The sequence below is a fragment of the Limimonas halophila genome (assembly GCF_900100655.1).
Taxonomy (GTDB): domain Bacteria; phylum Pseudomonadota; class Alphaproteobacteria; order Kiloniellales; family Rhodovibrionaceae; genus Limimonas; species Limimonas halophila.
This window is the reverse complement of record NZ_FNCE01000015.1, coordinates 14,147-30,000: the sequence shown is the minus strand read 5'-3', so window position 1 is coordinate 30,000 and position 15,854 is coordinate 14,147. Positions and strand designations below refer to the sequence as shown.

Below are 15,854 nucleotides of genomic sequence, written 5' to 3'. Positions count from 1 at the left end.
GGCCGCGCCGCGCCCAGCAACAGCGGCCCGATCGACAGCCCCTCGCCCAGGATGCGCACGAGGTTCATCGAGATGTTGGCGGCGTCGATCGTCGGCATGATCAGGAGGTTGGCCGTTCCGCTGAGCTTCGAGTTGGGGAAGATGCGGTAGCGCACCTCCTCCGAGAGTGCGGCATCGCCGTGCATCTCGCCCTCGACCTCCAGCTCGGGATGGTGCGTGTGCAGTTGGCGCACCGCTTCCCGCATCTTCCGGGCGGTCGCGGACTCCGCGTTGCCGAAGTTGGCGTGGGACAGCAACGCAACCTTGGGCGTGATGCCGAAGGCGCGCACCGCCTGCGCCGACTGCAGCGTCATCTCCACGACCTCCTCGGCCGAGGGGTCGTCGCTGACGTAGGTGTCGCTCATGAAGTAGGTGCCCTGCGGCGTGAGCAGCAGCGACAGGGCCGAGAGGTTCTTCACGCCCGGCGCCTTGCCCAGCACGTCCTCCACGTGCGTGACGTGCCAGCGATAGATGCCTTCCACGCCGCAGATCATGGCATCCGCGTCGCCGCGATACACCGCCAGGGCCGCGATCACGGTCTGGTTCGTGCGCACGATCGTGCGCGCGTCGTCCGGCTTGACCCCCTTGCGCTGCATCAACTGGTGATAGCTCGACCAGTAGGCGTTGTAGCGCGGGTCGGAGTGGGGGTTGATGTAGCCCACGTCCTCGCCCAGCCGGATGCGCAGGCCGAGGCGCTCGATGCGCATCTCGATCACGTCGGGGCGGCCGATCAGGATGGGCTGCGCCAAGCCCTCGTCCACGACCACCTGGGCGGCGCGCAGGATGCGGCTGTCCTCGCCCTCGGCGTAGATCACGCGCTTGGGGTCCTGGGCGGCGCGCTCGAACACCGGCTTCATCACCATGCCCGAGCGGAAGACGAACTCGGACAGGCGCTGGGTGTAGGCCTGGAAGTCCTCGATGGGCCGGTGGGCGACGCCGCTGTCCATCGCCGCCTTCGCCACCGCGGGCGCCAGTTCCAGGATCAGGCGCGGGTCGAAGGGGCGCGGGATGAGGTAATCGGGGCCGAAGCGCAGATCCTCGCCGCCGTAGGCGGTCGCCACGACCTCCGACGGCTCTGCGAGCGCCAGGTCAGCGAGCGCCTTCACGGCCGCCGCCTTCATCTCCTCGTTGATCGTGCTGGCGCCGACGTCCAGCGCGCCCCGGAACATGAAGGGGAAGCAGAGGACGTTGTTGACCTGGTTGGGATAGTCCGAGCGCCCGGTGGCGATGATGGCCTCGGGCGAGACCTCGCGCGCGTCGTCGGGCATGATCTCGGGCTCGGGGTTGGCCAGCGCCATGATGATCGGCGGCTGGCTCATCTTGCGGACCATGTCCTTGTTCAGCACCCGCGGCGCCGAGAGGCCGAGGAAGATGTCCGCGCCCTCGATCACCTCGTCCAGCGTTCGCGCGTCCGTTTCCTGGGCGTACTGCGCCTTCCACGGGTCCATCGCGGCTTCGCGGCCGGCGTGGACGACGCCGTGGATGTCGCACACCCAGATGTTTTCGCGTTTCAGCCCGAGGGTTTGCAGCAGATTGAGGCAGGCCAGCGCCGCCGCGCCCGCCCCGGCGCAGACCAGCTTGACCTCGTCGAAGCGCTTCCCGCGCAGCCGCAGGGCGTTGTAGATCGCCGCGCCCACGATGATCGCCGTGCCGTGCTGATCGTCGTGGAACACCGGGATGTTCATGCGCTCGCGCAGCGCATCTTCGATCTGGAAGCACTCGGGCGCCTTGATGTCCTCCAGATTGACGCCGCCGAAGGTCGGCTCCAGCGCGGCTACGGCTTCGATGAACTTGTCCGGGTCGTCCTGCGCCAATTCCAGGTCGAAGACATCGATGCCGGCGAACTTCTTGAAGAGCACGCCCTTGCCTTCCATGACCGGCTTGGCGGCGAGCGGGCCGATGCCGCCAAGCCCCAGCACGGCGGAGCCGTTCGTGACGACCGCGACGAGGTTGCCGCGCGCGGTGAGGTTGGCGGCTTCCTGCGGGTCGGCTTCGATCGCCTGGCAGGCGGCGGCGACCCCGGGGGAATACGCCAGGGCCAGATCGCGCTGGTTGCCGAGCGGCTTGGTGGGCGTCACCTCGATTTTGCCGGGAACGGGCTCCCGGTGGTAGGCAAGCGCGGCGTCCCGCAAGTCGTCGGCCATGGCGCCTCCCTTCGCCGGCTTATCGTGCGGCGCCGCACGAAACGGCGACCGCGCGCGCGTGGCCGGCAAAAAAGTTTGCATTTTCCGTAGCATCTCCGGGGACTCCTGGCAACGCTGGGCGGAGATCCCGCAATCCACGCGCGCACGCCACGCCGAGGTGATCCATGACGCAGGCGACCACCGACGCCGCACCGCCGCATTGGACCGTCAGCGACAGCCTCGTCCCCTACCCGGACGCGCTGGACGCGATGGAGCGGCGCGTCGCCGCCATCCGCGCCGGCGAAGCATCGGAGCTGGTGTGGCTGCTGGTGCATCCGCCGCTCTACACGGCCGGAACGAGCGCGCAGGCCGACGACCTGCTGGATGCGGGCGGCTTCCCGGTCTACCGGACCGGCCGCGGCGGGCAGTACACCTACCACGGCCCCGGCCAGCGCGTGGCCTACGTGATGCTGGACCTGACGAAACGCGGGCGCGATGTGCGCCAGTTCGTCCACGACCTGGAAGAGTGGGTCATCCGGGCGCTGGCCCGATTCAACGTGCGCGGGGAGCGGCGCGAGGGCCGCGTGGGCATCTGGGTGCCGCGCGAGGGGCGCGAGGACAAGATCGCGGCCGTCGGCATCCGCCTGCGCCGCTGGGTGAGCTTCCACGGCATCGCCATCAACGTCGACCCGGAGCTGTCGCACTTCGCGGGGATCGTGCCGTGCGGCATCCGCGAGCACGGCGTCACCTCGCTGCACGACCTGGGCATTCCGGTGACGATGCCGGACGTGGACGTGGCCCTGCGCGATGCCTTCGAGGAGGTGTTCGGGCCGGTGCGGGCCAACGCGGGCGGATAGGCCCGCTCAGGCGGTCGGCGCCTGATCGAAGCCGGCCGAGACGGGCTCGCTCACGGATTCCGCACGTACATTGCTGACCTGTGCGGCCGGTGGCCCCTGCCAGCAGGCGCGCAGCATTTCGTCCACCGCGCCGTCGTCGCCGGCGAAGACGGCCTCGACGCTGCCGTCGCGGCGGTTGCGCACCCAGCCGTCCAGGCCGCGCTTGCTGGCTTCGTCCACGGTCCACCCGCGGAACCAGACGCCCTGGACGCGGCCCTCGATGATCGCGCGCACGCGTTTCATGACCGGTTCTCCTTCGCCCGTCCGTCGGTTCCCGTGTCCGGGTAGAGCGCCGCCATCGCCACGCCAACCGCGCGGCGGGCGTCGCGCTCCCAGCTGCGGCGGTTGGTCCACTGGTCCTCGACCGTCAGCGCCGGCGCCTTGGGGTTCTCGTGGACCAGCTGGTTGCGCGCGCGGCGCAGCCATTCCAGGTCCTCCGCCAGCGCCGGCTCGGTGGGCGCGTAGCGGAGCTGGGAGTCCACGATCGTCGCGGCGAGGATGATGGTCGCCGCCCAGGCCCCGGCGCAGTACACGGCCTGAAGGTCGAGCATGAGCGCGCACGCCTGCTCGCTCAAGCTGCGCGCGGCGCCGCCCTGCGAGCGCTCGCCCTCCAGCTCCTCGAACCAGCGCTTGCGGTCTTCCCAGGTGTCGAGATCCGGGTAATCCAGGTGTTCCATGCGGCTCGCGGTCCGGTGCCGTGGGATGCAGCCATCATATGCGAACGCGACCGGCCGCGCGCCACCGCGCCGCCGCTACTCGAAGGCGAGGATGGCCTGATCCACGGCCAGGTTGGCGCCGGTGTTCACGTAGAGTTCCGATACCGTGCCGTCGCGCTCGGCGCGCAGGATGTTTTCCATCTTCATGGCCTCGACCACGGCCAGCGGCTCGCCGGCTTTGACGGCCGTTCCGGGCTCGACGTGAAGCTGCGTGAGCAGCCCCGGCATGGGCGAGCGCAGGTAGCGCCCGGCCTCGCGCGAGGTCTTTTCCGGCATGATCGCCGCCAGCTCCGCCGCGCGGGGGCGCAGCACGCGGGCCTCGCGCGTCACGCCCGCGTGGGTGAGCTGCCAGCGCGCGCCGCGCCGTTCCACCTGGACGCAGGCGTGCTCGCCCGACATGCGCGCGTGGAAGAGCGGCTCGCCGGGGCGCCACTCGCTGTCGACCTGGAGTTCGCCGCCCTCCAGCGCCACGCGCCAGGCGTGTTCCGTCGCCTGGGTCAGGTGCACGGGCACCTGCTGGCCGTCGATAAAGACCACCCAGTCGCCGTCGACCACGGGCCCGCGCCCGCGCGTCTGCCCGGTGATGCCGGCGTCGCGCGCGGCGACCATGCGCTGCACCAGCGCCGCCACGAGGACCAGCGTGCGCAGCGTCCCCTCGCGCGGCTGCGCGCCCTGGAAGCCCTCGGGGTATTCCTCGTCGATGTAGCGCGTGGACAGCCGCCCGGCGCGGAAGCGCTCGGCGGCGAAGACGTCCTGCAGGAAGGGCATGTTGTGGATGACGCCGCGCACGTAATAGGCGTCCAGCGCCGAGCGCAGGCGGTCGATGGCCTGGTCGCGCCGCTGGCCCCAGGCGCACGCCTTGGCGATCATGGGATCGTAGTGCGTGCTGATGTCCGAGCCCTCGGTGACACCGCTGTCGATGCGGACGCCCTCGGCATCGCTGGGCTCGCGGTAGTGGCGCAGGCGGCCGATCGAGGGCAGGAAGCCGCGCACCGGATCCTCGGCGTAGACGCGCGCCTCCATCGCCCAGCCGCGGAAGGGCACCGCGTCTTCCGTGAAGCTCAGGCGCTCGCCGGCCGCGACGCGCAGCATCCATTCGACCAGGTCCAGCCCCGTGGTCAGCTCCGTCACCGGATGCTCGACCTGGAGGCGCGTGTTCATCTCCAGGAAGTAGAAGTTCTCCTGGTTGTCGGCGACGAACTCCACCGTGCCGGCCGAGGTGTAGCCGACCTGCCGCGCCAGCGCCTTGGCCTGCTCGCCCATCCGCGTGCGCGTTTCCGGGTCCAGCAGGGGTGAGGGCGCTTCCTCGATCACCTTCTGGTGGCGGCGCTGGATGGAGCACTCGCGCTCGCCCAGCGAGACGACGTTGCCGTGGCCGTCGGCGATGATCTGGATTTCAATGTGGCGCGGATCGGGGATGTAGCGCTCGATGAAGACGCGGTCGTCGCCGAAGCTGCCGCCGGCCTCGCGCCGCGCGGCGTCCAGCCCCTCGCGCAGCTCGGTCGGGCCGTGGGCGACGCGCATGCCCTTGCCGCCGCCGCCGGCCGCGGCCTTGATCATCACGGGATAGCCCAGGTCGTTCGCCAGCGCCTCGGCGTGGGCGAAGTCGTCGATGCGCCCGGTGTGGCCGGGCACGATCGACACCCCCGCGTCCTCGGCGAGCTGGCGCGCGGCGATCTTGTCGCCCATCGAGGCGATGGCGTCCGGCGGCGGCCCGACGAAGGTGATGCCCTCGCCCGTCAGCGCGTGGGCGAAGGCCTGGCTTTCCGACAGGAAGCCGTAGCCGGGGTGGACGGCCTGCGCGCCCGTGCGCCGGCAGGCGTCGAGCACCGCCTGGATGTCGAGATAGCTTTCGCTCGCCGGCGCCGGCCCCAGGCGCACGGCCTCGTCGGCCATCTGGACGTGCGGCTGGCGCGCGTCGGCATCGGAATACACGGCCACCGTGGCGATGCCGAAGCGCCGGCAGGTGCGCATCACGCGGCAGGCGATCTCGCCGCGGTTGGCGATCAGGACCTTGTCGAACACGGCGCCTCCCCGTCCGTCTGGTTTTCGGGCAGTTTACGTGAGCCGCGCGGCATCCAAAAGCGCATGCCCGAACCCGGCGTGTTATGGCAGTGCACCACACGACCGCGACATGCAAGCCGTCGCGCGCGTGTCACACGGCGCGGGTGGCGAATCGCGCGGGCGGTGCGTCCCAATTCGGCCTTTCGCAGCCAAACGGACTGGAGCCATGCCGCGAGCCGAGCCGGACGGACATTGGCGCGAGGTCTTCCTGGCCTTCCTGCGGCTGGGCTGCATCGCCTTCGGCGGCCCGGTGGCGCACCTGGGCTATTTCCGCGAAGCCTTCGTGGACCGGCGGCGCTGGCTGGACGAGCGCGCCTACGGTGAGCTGGTGGCGCTGGCGCAGTTCCTGCCCGGCCCCGCGAGCAGCCAGGTGGGCATGGCCCTTGGCCTGACGCGCGCGGGGCTGCCGGGGGCGTTGGCGGCGTGGCTCGGATTCACCCTGCCCTCGGCGCTGATCATGGTGGGCGTGGCGGCCGGCTTCGTCGCCGCGCAGGACATGCTGGGAAGCGGCTGGCTGCACGGCCTGAAGATCGCCGCCGTCGCCGTCGTGGCGCGGGCGCTGTGGGGCATGGCGAGCCGCCTGTGCCCGGATGCATCGCGCGCGAGCTTCGCCGTCGCCGCCGCGGTGGTCGTGACCGCCTTGCCCGGCGCGGTGGGCCAGCTCGGGGCCATCGCCCTCGCCGCCGTCGGGGGCGCGCTGCTCCTGCGGCGCCACGCCGCCGCGCCCGAGGCTAGCGAGCTGCCGGTGCCGCTCGGCCGCGCGACCGGTGCGGCGATGCTGGCGGTCTTCGCGGTCCTGCTGGCGGCGCTACCGGCGCTCGCTGCCGTGGCCGACGGGACGTGGCTCACGATCGCCGACGCGGCCTACCGCGCGGGCGCGCTGGTGTTCGGCGGCGGGCACGTGGTCCTGCCGCTGCTACAGGCGGAGGTCGTGCCAACCGGCCTGCTGGACCGCGCGAGCTTCCTGGCGGGGTACGGCGCGGCGCAGGCGCTGCCCGGGCCGCTGTTCACCTTCGGCGGCTACCTGGGCACGGCGATCGGCGGCGCGGCCGGCGCCCTCGCCGGGCTCATCGGCATCTTCCTGCCGGGCTTCCTGCTGATGCTGGGCGCGCTGCCGTTCTGGGCGACGCTGCGCCGCTACACGACCGCCGCCGCCGCGCTGACGGGCGTGAACGCGGGCGTGGTGGGGTTGCTCGCCGCCGCGCTCCACGACCCGGTGTGGACGAGCACGATCCACCGCCCCGCCGACTTTGCCGTGGCGCTGACGGCCTTCCTCTTGCTGACGGCGTGGCGCGTGCCGCCGGCCGTCGTCGTCGGCCTGTGCGCGCTCGCGGGCGGCGGGCTGGCGGCGCTGTGAGCTTGGCCCCGTGCCGGGGCGCTGGTATCACCCGCGCCGACGCCAAGGAGGCCCCATGAAAACGCTGCTCGCCATCGCGGCCGGCGGCGCACTCGGCGCCCTGGCACGCCACGGGCTGGTCGGCCGCTTCGAAAACCTGTTCAACGGCCAGCACCTGATCGGCATGCCCGTGGGCCTGATCGCGGTGAACGCGCTGGGCTCGCTGCTGATGGGCGCGTTGGTGGCGGCCTCCGCCTTCGCCTGGTCGCCCACGGCGGCGATGCGGGCCTTCCTGGCGGTGGGCATGCTGGGCGCCTTCACCACCTTCTCGACGTTTTCGCTGGAGGCGGCCACGCTGATCCAGCGCGGCGCGTTCGGCCACGCCGCCGCCTACGTCGGCGCGTCGGTGGGGCTGAGCATCGCCGGGTTGTTCGCCGGCATGGCGGGGGTGCGATGGCTGCTGACGTGAGCGCCGTGGAAACCCGGACCGTCGGGGAGGACGAGGGTGAGCTGCGCCTGGACCGCTGGTTCAAGCGCCACTACCCGAAGCTGCCCTACGGCCAGCTCGCCAAGCTGCTGCGCACCGGGCAGGTGCGTGTGGACGGCCGCCGCGCCAAGCCCAATCAGCGGGTCCAGCCCGGCCAGACCGTGCGCGTGCCGCCGCTGCCGCAAAGCTCGGGCGACGGCGGCGGCGCGACGGCCCAGCCGGTCACCGAGGCCGACCGCACCGCGTTCGCGCAGGCGATCCTCTACGACGACCCGGACGTGCTGGCGATCAACAAGCCGCACGGCCTCGCCTCGCAGGGCGGGACGCACGTGCAGCGCTCGGTGGACGCGCTCGCCGCCGCCCACGTCGGCGCGGACGCCGAGCGCCCGCGCCTCGTCCACCGGCTGGACAAGGACACCAGCGGCGTTCTCCTGCTGGCGCGCACGGCCGGGGCCGCCGCGAAGCTCGGCGAAAACCTCAAGGCCGAGGGCACGGAAAAGGTCTACTGGGCGATCACCGCCGCCCGGCCGCCGCGCCGCCACGGCCGCATCGAGGTGCCGCTGGCCAAGCGCAAGCGCGGCGGCGGCGAGAAGATGGGCTACGCCGAGGACGGCAAGCACGCGCTGACGCTCTACCGCGAGATCGCACACACGCCCGACGGCATCGCGTGGCTGGCGCTGATCCCCAAGACCGGGCGCACGCACCAGCTGCGCGCGCATCTGGCGCACGTCGGCGCGCCCATCCTGGCCGACGGCAAGTACGGCGGGCGCAGCGCCTATCCCGAGCACATCCTGCCGGACAAGCTGCACCTGCACGCGCGCCGGCTGGCGGTGGCGCACCCCGCCGACGGCACCACGCTGCGCCTTACCGCGCCCCTGCCCGAGCACATGGCGGAAACCTTCGAGCAGCTCGGCTTCGACCCGGCAGCCGGCGACGACGTCCTGCCGCACCACCAGGCCTGATACGCGCGTTCAATGAGCAGCATCGACGGTGAGCCGAGGATGTATCCGCAGGATCGCGTTCGGGTTCTTTGCACGCTGAAGCGTGCGAGGCGCAAAGCGCCTGTCCACCTTTAGGAGGACAGCCCGTCGAAGACGGGCTCGCGCGCCGCAGGCGCGCAAAGACAGAATGAGGCCATGCGTTCCGCTCTTAGATCGCACGTGTGAGCCGGCGGCTCGACATGCCGCCGCCGCATCCGCATATGACGATGCCATGACCCACACCCACGGCTTCGACCTGATCGTTTTCGACCTCGACGGCACGCTGGTCGACAGCCAGCACACCATCGTCGCGGCCATGCACGACGCCTTCGCCGCCGAGGGCCTGCCCGCGCCCGAGGCGGAGGCGGTCCGCCGCGTGGTGGGGCTGTCGCTGGACGCCGCCGTGGCGCGCCTGCTGCCCCGGGACGCGGGCGAGGCCTACGTCGCCCGCGTGGCCGAGGGCTACAAAACCGCGTTCACGCGCCGGAAGGCGCAGGCCGATGATAGCGAGGTGCTCTTCCCCGGCGTGCGCGAGGTGCTGCGCGCGCTGGACGCCCCAGAGGTCTGCCTGGCCGTCGCCACGGGCAAGAGCCGGCGCGGGCTGGTGAGCTCGCTCGACCGGCACGGGCTGGCGGGGCACTTCGTCAGCCTGCAGACCGCCGACGACGCGCCCGGCAAGCCACACCCGCGCATGCTGGAGCTGGCGATGGCCGACGTGGGCGCCGGGCCGGGGGAAACCGTGGTCATCGGCGACACCGCCTTCGACATGGAGATGGCGCGGACGGCGGGCGCGTCGGCCGTGGGCGTGGGCTGGGGCTACCATCCGGCGGCCGAGCTGACCTCGGCCGGCGCGGCGCGCGTGCTGGACAGCTTCGACGAGCTGCCGCCCGCGCTGGCCGCGCTTCGGCCGCGCACGGCCTGACACGCCCCGCTTTCCCGAACAGCGAGCAGAGCCGCGATGACGCAGAAGAGGATGGACCGCTTCTACACCGCCGCCGGCGTCGAGCCCGCCGACACCGGCCACGCGGTGGTGCTGGACGGGCGCACGGTGAAGACGCCGCAGACGCGCGCCGAGCTGATCGTGCCCACGCGCGCCCTGGCCGAGGCCATCGCCGCCGAATGGGACGCGCAGGCCGACAAGGTGCGGCCGCAGGAGATGCCGCTGACCAGCTATGCCATGACGGCGCTGGACACCGCGGGCCCGCGCCGGGACGAGCTGATCGAGGGCCTGGCGCAGTACGCGGAAACCGAGATGATGTGCTACCGCGCGCCCCATCCCGAAGAGTTCGCCGCGCGCCAGCAGGCCATCTGGCAGCCGCTGCTGGACTGGGCGGCGCTCACCTACGATGCGCGGCTCAACGTGACCACCAGCATCCTGCCCGTGGAACAGCCGGCCGACGCCGTGCAGGCACTGCGCAACGCCGTGGCCGCGCACGACACCTTCGAGCTGGCGGCGCTGTCGGGCACGGTGAAGGCGGCGGGCTCGCTGGTGATCGGGCTGGCCCTGACGGCGGGCCGGCTCACCGCCGACCAGGCCTTCGAGGCCGCCGAGGTCGAGCCCACCTTCCAGATCGAGCAGTGGGGCCTGGACGAGGAGCAGGAAACCCGCCGCGCCGGCGTCCACGCCGACATCGCGGGGGCGGCCCGCTTCATCGAGCTTCTCCGCGCGTGAACCGCGCCGGCATTTTGCGGCGCGCTACGCGGCGTGGTAGCCACGTTCCCGGACACAATCACAAGCGGGAACGGGGCGGGCCCGACCATGACCAGCGTTCTTCAGCAACTTGAAGCCAAGCGGCGTCAGGCGCGTGCCGGCGGGGGCGAGCAGCGCATCGCCAAGCAGCACGAAAAGGGCAAGCTGAGCGCGCGCGAGCGCCTGGAGCTGCTGCTCGACGAGGGCTCCTTCGAGGAGTGGGACATGTTCGTCGAGCACACCTGCGCCGAGTTCGGGATGGAGGAGCAGAAGATCCCGGGCGACGGCGTCGTCACCGGCCACGGCACGATCAACGGGCGGCTGGTCTTCGTCTTCAGCCAGGACTTCACCGTCTTCGGCGGCTCGCTGTCGGCGGCGCACGGGCGCAAGATCGTCAAGATCATGGACAAGGCGCTGGAGCTGGGCGCGCCCGTCATCGGCCTGAACGATTCCGGTGGCGCGCGCATCCAGGAGGGCGTCGAGTCCCTCGCCGGCTACGCCGACATCTTCCAGCGCACCGTGGACGCCTCGGGCGTGGTGCCGCAGCTCTCGCTGGTCATGGGGCCGTGCGCGGGCGGCGCCGTCTACGCGCCGGCGATGACCGACTTCATCTTCATGGTGCGCGACACCGCCTACATGTTCGTCACCGGCCCGGACGTGGCGAAGACGGTGACGCACGAGGACGTGACGCCCGAACAGCTGGGCGGCGCGGACGTGCACACGGGAACCTCCGGCGTCAGCGACCTCGCCTTCGACAACGACGTCGAGGCGCTGGAGATGGCGCGGCGCTTCATCGACTTCTTGCCCTCGCACTGCGGGCTGGCGCCGCCGGAACACCCCACCGAGGACCCGATCGACCGCGACGAGCCGTCGCTGGACTCGCTGGTGCCGATCGCGCCCAACGAGCCCTACGACATGAAGGAGCTGATCGAGAAGGTCGCCGACGAGGGCGACTTCTTCGAGGTCCAGCCCGACTACGCCAAGAACATCGTCATCGGCTTCGGGCGCATGGGCGGGCAGCCCGTCGGCTTCGTCGCCAACCAGCCGCTGGTGCTCGCGGGCTGCCTGGACATCGATTCAGCCCGCAAGGCGGCGCGCTTCGTGCGCTTCTGCGACGGCTTCAACATCCCCATCGTGACCTTCGTCGACGTGCCCGGCTTCATGCCCGGCACGGCGCAGGAGCACGGCGGCATCATCAAGCACGGCGCCAAGCTGCTCTACGCCTACGCCGAGGCCACGGTGCCCAAGGTCACCGTCATCACGCGCAAGGCCTACGGCGGCGCCTACGACGTGATGAGCTCGAAGCACCTGCGCGGGGACGTGAACTACGCCTGGCCGTCGGCGGAGATCGCGGTCATGGGCCCCAAGGGCGCGGCCGAGATCATCTTCCGCGAGGACGCCAGGGACCCGGACAAACTGGCGGAGCGCGCGGAGGAATACCGGACGAAGTTCGCCAACCCCTTCGTCGCGGCCTCGCGCGGCTTCCTCGACGACATCATCATGCCCCACGGCACGCGGCGACGGCTGTGCAGCGCGCTCAACATGCTGCGCAGCAAGAACGCCGGCACGCGCGGGCGCAAGCACGGCAACGTTCCGTTGTGACGCTGGCCCTTGTGACCGTGGGCGGGATCAGGCCCCGCCGTTCTCGCGCCGGCCGCCGTCGGCCCAGTTGAGGCACTGCTCAACGGGCTTGAGGTGCACGCCCACGCGGCCGAGTTCGAGCTGCGCTTCGTCGGTCACCGAGGCGCAGGCGTCGGGCACGAGCACGATGCGATAGTCGCGCTCGCTCGCCTCCAGCAGCGTGGCCCGGCCCGAGGTGGCGAAGTTCCAGCCCGCGATGATGAGGGTGTCGATGCCGGCCCGGCGCAGCTCCGCGTCCAGGCAGGTGCCATAGAACCCGCCCCAGCGGGGCTTGTAGATGGCACGGTCGCGCGGGCCCAGCTCCTGCGCCTGCCCTTCGATCAGCAGGTGCGGATCGAGACGCGGGGCGTTGTCGGGGGCAATGCCGGACACGAGCTCGGCGCCCTGGCTGCCCGGCATCAGCACGCGCATCCCCTCTTCCACGGCCTGGCGGCGGCAGAGATCGACGTTGCTGCCGTCCGGCCAATAGAAGCGGACGAGATGGAAGACTGGGGCGCCACGCTCGCGCATCCCCTGGACCAGCCGGCCCAGCGGCTCCACCACGCTGCTGCACCCGGCGGACTTGACGGGCGAGTCCTGTTCGACGTAATCGCGCTGGGCATCGACGGTAACCACAGCGGCGGAATCACGGTGCGGCGTGGTGTAATCGCTCATGCCGTCGGGCCATCTCCTGTGTCACCAAAGCGCCACGGTCCGGCAAATCATGCCGGCCGGGCGCGCACAAGAGAGAGACGGCGCATACCAGGGCCGAGCCTGCTGCAACCCTCGGGCGTTCAGCCACGCCCTTCGCCTGTAGAGCCCTGTTTTTCCTGACGAAGCCGCGCCCAGTAGGCGAGCCGCTTGCGCACCTCGCGCTCGAACCCGCGTTCGGGCGGGCGGTAGAATTCGCGCCGGTCCATGCCCTCTGGGAAGTAGTCCTGGCCGGAAAAGCCCTCGGCGGCGTTGTGGTCGTATTCGTAGCCGGCGCCGTAGCCGAGGTCGCGCATGAGCTTCGTCGGCGCGTTGAGGATGTGCGCGGGCGGCATGAGCGAGCCGTGTTCCTTGGCGGCCCGGTAGGACTCGTTGAGCGCCACGTAGGCTGCGTTCGATTTCGGCGCCGTGCCCAGGTAGATCACCGCCTGCGCCAGCGCCAGTTCGCCTTCCGGGCTGCCGAGGCGGTCGTAGGCGTCCCATGCGGCCAGCGCCTGCGGCAGCGCCTGCGGATCGGCCAGACCCACGTCCTCGGACGCGAATCGCACCAGCCGCCGCGCCACGTAACTCGGATCCTCACCGGCCGTCAGCATGCGCGCCAACCAGTACAGCGCGGCGTCGCAGTCGGACCCGCGCAGCGCCTTGTGCAGAGCCGAGATCAGGTTGAAGTGACCGTCCTGCGCCTTGTCGTAGACGGGCGCCCGGTTCTGCACCAGCCGCATGAGCGCGGCCGTGTCCAGCGACTCCTCGGCGGGCTGCTCGAACAGCGCCTCGACCATGTTGAGCAGGTAGCGCCCGTCGCCGTCCGCCATGGCGATGAGCGTCTGGCGCGCGTCGGCGTCCAGCGGCAGCGCCCGCCCCGCGTCGGCCTCGGCGCGGTCCAGCAGCTGGCTCAGGGCACCCTCGTCCAGCCGCTTGAGGACGACGACGTGGCAGCGCGAGAGCAGCGCGCTGTTCAGTTCGAACGAGGGGTTCTCCGTGGTCGCGCCGACGAGGATGACGGTGCCGTCCTCGACGTAGGGCAGAAAGGCATCCTGCTGCGCGCGGTTGAAACGGTGGACCTCGTCCACGAACAGCAGCGTGCCCTGCCCCAGTGCGCGCCGTTCGCGGGCCCGCTCGAAGACCTTGCGCAGGTCGCTGACGCCGGCGAACACGGCCGACAGCGGCTCGAACGCCAGGTCCGTGGCATCGGCGAGGAGACGGGCGATCGTCGTCTTGCCGCAGCCCGCCGGGCCCCAGAGGATCATCGACGCCAGCCGCCCCTGCGCCACCATGCGCCCCAGCACGGCATCCGGCGCCAGAACGTGCTGCTGCCCGAGCACGTCCGACAGCCGCTGGGGGCGCAGGCGGTCCGCCAGCGGGCGCGGCGCGTCATCCTCGAAGAGCGTGGGCGTCGTCATGCGGCGCGACCCGGTTCCGATCGATCCACGCCCGCATGTGTGGTGCGCGGGCGCCGGCGTCCAGACACAAAGAAAAGGGCGGCTCCGCCAGCGGAGCCGCCCTCGACGTCAAAATCCAGCGAAGGAGCGGGCTTACGCGCTCATCGCGCGCTCGTTCTCCTCCTCGTCCGCGTTCTCCGCCGTGGGCCCGGAATCCTGGCCCTTGGCGCTGGGATCGCGGTCGACCAGCTCGATCACGGCCATGGGCGCCATGTCGCCGTGGCGGTAGCCGGCCTTGAGGATGCGGGTGTAGCCACCCTGCCGGTTCTGATAGCGGGGCCCGAGGGTGTCGAAGAGCTTCTTCGTCATCGCCTCGTCGCGGAGGCGGGACGCCGCCAGGCGCCGCGCGTGCAGGTCGCCGCGCTTGCCGAGCGTGATCAACTTTTCCGCCACGCGCCGCAGCTCCTTGGCCTTCGGCAGCGTGGTGGTGATCTGCTCGTGCTTGAACAGCGAGCCGGCCATGTTCGCGAACATCGCCTGGCGATGCGCGCTTGTCCGATTGAGTTTGCGGCCCTTCTTCGCGTGGCGCATGGCAAGAAGCTCCTAATCGTTGGGCCCGGTCGAACCGGGTGTGGGTGACCTCCGTTGGCGATGCCGGGCCCCGCGCACGGGACCGCTTGGCATACCCGACGCCGCGGTCGTCTTCGAGCTGGACCGGGCACGCCGGGGGGCGCGCTCACCGCGCCGTGTCGTCGCTCGGGCGAGGCGCCGTCAGTACGGCTCCTCGACCCGGCGGGCCAGCTCCTCGATATTGTCCGGCGGCCAGCCCGGCACATCCATGCCGAGGGACAGGCCCATCTGAGCCAGCACTTCCTTGATCTCGTTCAGCGACTTCCGCCCGAAGTTGGGTGTGCGGAGCATCTCCGACTCAGTCTTTTGAACGAGGTCGCCGATGTAGACGATGTTGTCGTTCTTCAGGCAGTTCGCGGAGCGGACGGACAGCTCCAGCTCATCCACCTTGCGCAGCAGGTTCTTGTCGAAGGGCAGCTCGCTGGCGGCGTCCTTACCCTCGCCGCCCTGCGGCTCCTCGAAGTTGATGAAGAGCTGCAGCTGATCCTGTAGGATGCGGGCCGCGAGCGCGACGGCGTCTTCCGGCCGCACGGCGCCCGTGGTTTCCACGTCCATCGTCAGCTTGTCGTAGTCCGTCACCTGGCCGACACGCGTGTCCTCGACCCGATAGGCGACCTTGCGGATCGGGGAGAACACGGCGTCCACGGGGATTAGGCCGATGGGCGCATCCTCGGGCCGGTTCTGCGTGCTCGGCACGTAGCCCTTCCCGACCTCGACCGTCATCTCCATGTCGAAGCGCGCGCCGTCGTCCAGCGTGCACAGGATGAGGTCGGGGTTGAGGACCTCGATGTCGTGACCCGTCTCGATCTGCGAGGCGGTTACCTGGCCCGGCCCCTCGGCGCGCACACGGATGCGCTTCGGGCCTTCGCCGTGCATGCGCAGCGCCAGGGATTTCACGTTGAGGACGATGTCCGTAACGTCCTCACGCACCCCCGTGATCGAGGAGAACTCGTGCAGAACGCCGTCGATCTGGATGGCCGTGACCGCAGCTCCCTGCAGAGAACTCAGCAGCACACGCCGCAGGGCGTTGCCGAGCGTCAGGCCGAATCCGCGCTCGAGCGGCTCCGCCACCACATGGGCGAAGCGCCGCGGATCGTGGCCCGGCTGCACGTCCAACTTGTTCGGTTTGATGAGGTCGGTCCAGTTTTTGTGAAGCACGGCGTCACCCCAGGGCTTGTCCGGC

15 protein-coding genes (1 of these 15 cut by a window edge) are annotated in these 15,854 nt (G+C 70.9%); 7 read left to right on the top strand and 8 right to left on the bottom strand.

The annotated features are described in order from the left end of the window. A protein-coding gene (locus BLQ43_RS13270; protein WP_090022016.1) for an NADP-dependent malic enzyme crosses the window boundary here: on the bottom strand, positions 1-2,183 show its 5' portion. The gene continues 124 nt to the left of window position 1, outside the view; 2,183 of the gene's 2,307 nt are visible here — the first part of the coding sequence; the start codon lies at positions 2,181-2,183; the stop codon falls past the left edge of the window. Positions 2,184-2,347: 164 nt separating this feature from the next. On the opposite strand from BLQ43_RS13270, the gene lipB reads away from it, so the two are divergent. Beyond that, a complete protein-coding gene (gene lipB / locus BLQ43_RS13265; protein WP_090022013.1) occupies positions 2,348-3,019 on the top strand; it encodes a lipoyl(octanoyl) transferase LipB in 672 nt (223 codons plus the stop codon). Between the two features lie 6 nt (positions 3,020-3,025). Here the strand turns inward: lipB and BLQ43_RS13260 are convergent, their stop codons facing one another. From BLQ43_RS13260 to BLQ43_RS13250, 3 genes are all read right to left on the bottom strand, one after another. Then, on the bottom strand, positions 3,026-3,301 hold the full coding sequence (locus BLQ43_RS13260; RefSeq protein ID WP_090022009.1) for an acylphosphatase: 276 nt from the start codon (positions 3,299-3,301) through the stop codon (positions 3,026-3,028). Beyond that, positions 3,298-3,735 carry a hypothetical protein gene (locus tag BLQ43_RS13255; protein WP_090022006.1) on the bottom strand — a complete coding sequence of 146 codons (438 nt, stop codon included), beginning with the start codon at positions 3,733-3,735 and terminating at the stop codon, positions 3,298-3,300. Before BLQ43_RS13255 ends, BLQ43_RS13260 begins: the two co-directional genes overlap by 4 nt. A gap of 75 nt (positions 3,736-3,810) precedes the next feature. Beyond that, complete coding sequence (locus BLQ43_RS13250) at positions 3,811-5,799, bottom strand: acetyl-CoA carboxylase biotin carboxylase subunit (RefSeq protein ID WP_090022002.1); 1,989 nt, start codon at positions 5,797-5,799, stop codon at positions 3,811-3,813. A 205-nt stretch (positions 5,800-6,004) separates the two neighbouring features. On the opposite strand from BLQ43_RS13250, the gene chrA reads away from it, so the two are divergent. The 6 genes from chrA to BLQ43_RS13220 all read left to right on the top strand — a co-directional run bounded on the left by chrA (position 6,005) and on the right by BLQ43_RS13220 (position 11,933). Then, entirely contained in the window at positions 6,005-7,195 is a 1,191-nt protein-coding gene (gene chrA / locus BLQ43_RS13245) for a chromate efflux transporter (RefSeq protein ID WP_090021998.1), read from the top strand. Positions 7,196-7,250: 55 nt separating this feature from the next. Next, positions 7,251-7,643, top strand: a complete 393-nt coding sequence (locus BLQ43_RS13240) for a fluoride efflux transporter FluC (protein ID WP_090021994.1) — start codon at positions 7,251-7,253, stop codon at positions 7,641-7,643. Continuing rightward, positions 7,628-8,623: an RluA family pseudouridine synthase gene (locus BLQ43_RS13235; protein ID WP_245659592.1), complete on the top strand. Its 996-nt coding sequence runs from the start codon at positions 7,628-7,630 to the stop codon at positions 8,621-8,623. Before BLQ43_RS13240 ends, BLQ43_RS13235 begins: the two co-directional genes overlap by 16 nt. A 250-nt stretch (positions 8,624-8,873) precedes the next feature. Continuing rightward, positions 8,874-9,563, top strand: coding sequence for an HAD-IA family hydrolase (locus tag BLQ43_RS13230; protein WP_090021987.1), 690 nt, complete (start codon positions 8,874-8,876; stop codon positions 9,561-9,563). Positions 9,564-9,599: 36 nt separating this feature from the next. Continuing rightward, positions 9,600-10,313, top strand: coding sequence for an ATP12 family chaperone protein (locus BLQ43_RS13225; RefSeq protein WP_218119218.1), 714 nt, complete (start codon positions 9,600-9,602; stop codon positions 10,311-10,313). Between the two features lie 87 nt (positions 10,314-10,400). After that, positions 10,401-11,933, top strand: coding sequence for an acyl-CoA carboxylase subunit beta (locus BLQ43_RS13220; RefSeq protein WP_090021980.1), 1,533 nt, complete (start codon positions 10,401-10,403; stop codon positions 11,931-11,933). A gap of 27 nt (positions 11,934-11,960) precedes the next feature. Here BLQ43_RS13220 and BLQ43_RS13215 read toward each other — a convergent pair whose 3' ends face one another. The 4 genes from BLQ43_RS13215 to BLQ43_RS13200 form a co-directional block, all read right to left on the bottom strand. After that, positions 11,961-12,626: a cysteine hydrolase family protein gene (locus BLQ43_RS13215; RefSeq protein ID WP_090021977.1), complete on the bottom strand. Its 666-nt coding sequence runs from the start codon at positions 12,624-12,626 to the stop codon at positions 11,961-11,963. 119 nt (positions 12,627-12,745) lie between these two features. Then, positions 12,746-14,062 (bottom strand): replication-associated recombination protein A, encoded by a 1,317-nt coding sequence (locus tag BLQ43_RS13210; protein WP_090021973.1) that lies wholly within the window; start codon positions 14,060-14,062, stop codon positions 12,746-12,748. Positions 14,063-14,194: 132 nt separating this feature from the next. Beyond that, positions 14,195-14,632 carry a 50S ribosomal protein L17 gene (rplQ, locus tag BLQ43_RS13205; protein WP_090021967.1) on the bottom strand — a complete coding sequence of 146 codons (438 nt, stop codon included), beginning with the start codon at positions 14,630-14,632 and terminating at the stop codon, positions 14,195-14,197. A gap of 180 nt (positions 14,633-14,812) precedes the next feature. Beyond that, positions 14,813-15,829, bottom strand: a complete 1,017-nt coding sequence (locus tag BLQ43_RS13200) for a DNA-directed RNA polymerase subunit alpha (protein WP_437123484.1) — start codon at positions 15,827-15,829, stop codon at positions 14,813-14,815. Positions 15,830-15,854: the final 25 nt, after the last annotated feature.